We start from the raw sequence: 3,627 nt of genomic DNA on the forward strand, positions 1-3,627 counted from the left end.
GGACGGCGGCGCCGCCCTCCCCGTTCAGCGCGCCGGAGCCGACGATGATCGCCGGACGCTCGGCCTTGGTCAGGAAGTCCATCGCCGACTTCGGCAGCTTGGCCAGGGTCTTCGAACCGGCGCCCAGATAGGCGTAGTCGAAGGTCAGATCGGCCTGTTCGCCGATGACGCCGATCTCGACCCCGCCCTTGATCCAGCTCTTGCGCAGACGCGCGTTCAGCAGCGGCGCCTCGATGCGCGGGTTGACGCCCACGATCAGGATGGCGTCAGCCTTTTCAATGCCTTCGAGGCCGGAGTTGAACAGCCAGCTCTCGCGCGGACCATAGCCGAGCGCGGCGCCGTCCTGGCGGCAGTCGGTGTTCCTGGAGCCCAGGGCGCGGAACAGGTCCAGGGTCGCCTTCATCGACTCGGCGTCCTGCAGGTCGCCCGCGATCACCCCGATGCGGTCGGCCGAGGCGGCCTTCAGCCTGGCGGCGACGGCGTCCAGGGCCTCGTTCCACGAGGCGGCGCGCAGCTTGCCGTTCTCGCGGATCCACGGGCGGTCCAGGCGGCGCGCGGTCAGGCCGTCGACGACATAGCGGCTCTTGTCCGACAGCCACTCCTCGTTGATGCCCTCGTTGACGCGCGGCAGGACCCGCATGACCTCGGAGCCGCGGAAGTCGGCGCGGATGTTCGAGCCCAGGGCGTCCATGACGTCGATGGTCTCGGTCTTCTTCAGTTCCCACGGACGATAGTGGTACTGCCAGGGGCGGTGCGTCAGGGCGCCGACCGGGCACAGGTCATTGACGTTGCCCGACAGTTCCGACGCGACCGACTTCTCCAGATAGGTCGTGATCTCGGCGTCCTCGCCGCGCGAGATCATGCCGATGTCCGGCACGCCGGCGACCTCGGTGATGAAGCGGACGCAACGGGTGCACTGGATGCACCGCGTCATGAAGGTCTTGATCGTCGGACCCATGTTCTTTTCTTCGACCGCGCGCTTGTTCTCGGCATAGCGAGAGCCGTCGCGGCCATAGGCCATGGACTGATCCTGCAGATCGCACTCGCCGCCCTGGTCGCAGATCGGGCAATCCAGCGGGTGGTTGATCAGCAGGAATTCCATCACGCCTTCCCGGGCCTTCTTGACCATCGGGGTGTCGGTGAAGATTTCCTGACCTTCGGCGGCCGGCAGGGCGCACGAAGCCTGGGGCTTCGGCGGTCCGGGCTTCACCTCGACCAGGCACATGCGGCAGTTGCCGGCGATGGACAGGCGTTCGTGGTAGCAGAAGCGCGGGATTTCCTGCCCCGCGCGCTCGGCGACCTGGAGCACGGTCATCCCGGGCTCGAACTCGACTTCGACGCCGTTGACCTTGGCGATGGGCATTATTCTCGAACTCCGCCGTAAGGGCTGTCTACCAGGGTCAGACGTGTCTCGACCCGTTCGATACGTTGATCCAGGCGATCCAGGCGACGATTGACGCCTGCAAGGCCCTCCCCCACGTGAGTCATGCGGACCTTCAGGTCGTGCATGTCCTCACCGAGGCGATCCATCTTGGTTTCCATCGACGTCAAAAGCCCTTCGACGCGACGCTGGATTTGAAGGACGAGGTTGTCGGGTTCATCCGCCATCACCGCGCCTCCTCTTCTGCGGGAACGGCCAACTCGGCCTGTTCCTTCGTCCCATCCGGGAGGGTCTGGGTGATGGTGATCGCCTGACCGTCCATGACGTAGCGGATCACGGGATCGTCCGACTGGTTCATCCAGCGAACGAGGGTGGGATCGGGCAGATCGAGCGGTTTCCACACGATCAGGTCTTTCTCGACGCGGCAATCGGCGCGCATCCGGCCGCCGTCGACCGGGGCCCGCCACGAGGCGTGAACCACTCCGCCGTCGACGCCGTCGACGTTGATCGCCATCGGCTCTTGCCCGTGAACAGCGGCCAGACCCGCGCGGCAGACGCGACGCAGGTCGGCGGCGTTCAGGGCCTCGGGCGCCGTCTGCACGGCGTCGGAAGGCTTCGCCGCAGCCGCAACCTTTTCCGCAGGCGTGGGCGCAGCTTCACGCTCGCCGCAGGCGGCGAGTGCGAAGGCTCCGATCACGATGGCGGGTGAAAGGCGCATGCCTACTCCGCCGCGATCGCGTGGCCGGCGAAGTTCGCGCGGCGGCTGCGGTAGTTGGCGATACGCTCTTCGATCTCGTGACGGAAGTGACGGATCAGGCCCTGCACCGGCCAGGCGGCCGCGTCGCCCAGGGCGCAGATGGTGTGGCCCTCGACCTGACCGGCGACGTCCAGCAGCAGGTCGATTTCCGACGGATCAGCCTCGCCCACCGACATCCGCTCCAGCACGCGCCACATCCAGCCGGTGCCTTCCCGGCAAGGCGTGCACTGGCCGCAGCTCTCGTGCTTGTAGAAATAGCTGATGCGGGCGATGGCCTTCACCAGGTCGGTGGAATTGTCCATCACGATGACGGCGGCGGTGCCCAGGCCCGAGCGCATTTCGCGCAGGCTGTCGAAGTCCATCAGCGCCGTCTCGGACATTTCGCGCGTGATCAGCGGCACGGACGAGCCGCCCGGAATGATGGCCTTCAGATTGTCCCAGCCGCCGCGCACGCCGCCGCAGTGTTCTTCCAGCAGCTGCCGCAGCGGGATCGACATGGCCTCTTCGACCACGCAGGGCGCGTTCACATGGCCCGAGATGGCCATCAGCTTGGTGCCGGTGTTGTTCGGACGGCCGAAGCCCGCGAACCAGCCGGCGCCGCGACGCAGGATGGTGCCGACGACGGCGATCGACTCGACGTTGTTCACCGTGGTGGGGCAGCCGTACAGGCCTGCGCCGGCCGGGAACGGCGGCTTCAGGCGCGGCTGGCCCTTCTTGCCTTCCAGGGATTCCAGCAGGGCGGTCTCTTCGCCGCAGATATAGGCGCCGGCGCCGTGGTGGATATAGACGTCAAAGTCCCAGCCGTGGACATTGTCCTTGCCGATCAGACGGGCCTCATAGGCCTGTTTGACCGCAGCCTCCATCCGCTCGCGCTCGAGCACATATTCGCCGCGCAGATAGATGTAGCAGGCGTGGGCCTGCATCGCGAAGCTGGCGATCAGGCAGCCTTCGATCAGCAGCTGGGGATCATGGCGCATGATCTCCCGGTCCTTGCAGGTGCCGGGTTCGGATTCGTCGGCGTTGACGACCAGGTAGTGAGGACGATCCTTCACTTCCTTGGGCATGAAGGACCACTTCAACCCGGTCGAGAAACCCGCGCCGCCGCGGCCGCGCAGGCCCGAGGCCTTGACGTTGTTGATGATCCAGTCGCGGCCAAGGTCCAGCATGTCCTTGGTGGCGTTCCAGGCGCCGCGGGTCTTCGCCCCGTCCAGCGTCCAATCCTGGAAGCCGTACAGGTTGGTGAAGATCCGGTCCTTGTCTTCGAGAATGCCGACCATCAGGCTGCTCCTCCGTCTACGCCGACGGGGGGGACCGAGAGCGGACTGGCGTTCGAGGCCGAGATCGCGTTGGCCGGGCGGCGGCTGACGCGGTTCAGGGCTGGGGTTGTTACGCGGTTCGGAAGCATCAGCAGGACCGGGTGAAGGCGTAGAGGACGCGGGCGCGGGGGCGACCGAAGGTGATGTTGGCGGGGTTTGCGCCGATACGGGGC

At 66.5% G+C, this 3,627-nt stretch carries 4 protein-coding genes; all 4 read right to left on the bottom strand.

Annotated features, from left to right (window positions below; all coding sequences use genetic code 11):
• A partial coding sequence (gene nuoG, locus ER13_RS16565) for an NADH-quinone oxidoreductase subunit NuoG (protein WP_035311068.1) occupies positions 1-1,363 on the bottom strand: 1,363 nt, incomplete at its 3' end.
• Entirely contained in the window at positions 1,363-1,608 is a 246-nt protein-coding gene (locus ER13_RS16570) for a hypothetical protein (RefSeq protein WP_035311070.1), read from the bottom strand. The genes nuoG and ER13_RS16570, both read right to left, overlap by 1 nt.
• Entirely contained in the window at positions 1,608-2,099 is a 492-nt protein-coding gene (locus tag ER13_RS16575; RefSeq protein WP_035311073.1) for a hypothetical protein, read from the bottom strand. The genes ER13_RS16570 and ER13_RS16575 overlap by 1 nt, the downstream gene beginning before the upstream one ends.
• A gap of 2 nt (positions 2,100-2,101) precedes the next feature.
• On the bottom strand, positions 2,102-3,415 hold the full coding sequence (nuoF, locus tag ER13_RS16580) for an NADH-quinone oxidoreductase subunit NuoF (protein ID WP_008264145.1): 1,314 nt from the start codon (positions 3,413-3,415) through the stop codon (positions 2,102-2,104).
• Positions 3,416-3,627 lie beyond the last annotated feature (212 nt).

This window comes from Brevundimonas sp. EAKA, from assembly GCF_000698025.1.
Taxonomy (GTDB): domain Bacteria; phylum Pseudomonadota; class Alphaproteobacteria; order Caulobacterales; family Caulobacteraceae; genus Brevundimonas; species Brevundimonas mediterranea_A.

What these genes read in the sequence shown, in the direction of transcription:
- ER13_RS16570 (WP_035311070.1), bottom strand. Translation starts at nt 1,608, where the DNA reads ATGGCGGATGAACCCGACAACCTCGTCCTTCAAATCCAGCGTCGCGTC.
- ER13_RS16575 (WP_035311073.1), bottom strand. Translation starts at nt 2,099, where the DNA reads ATGCGCCTTTCACCCGCCATCGTGATCGGAGCCTTCGCACTCGCCGCC.
- nuoF (WP_008264145.1), bottom strand. Translation starts at nt 3,415, where the DNA reads ATGGTCGGCATTCTCGAAGACAAGGACCGGATCTTCACCAACCTGTAC.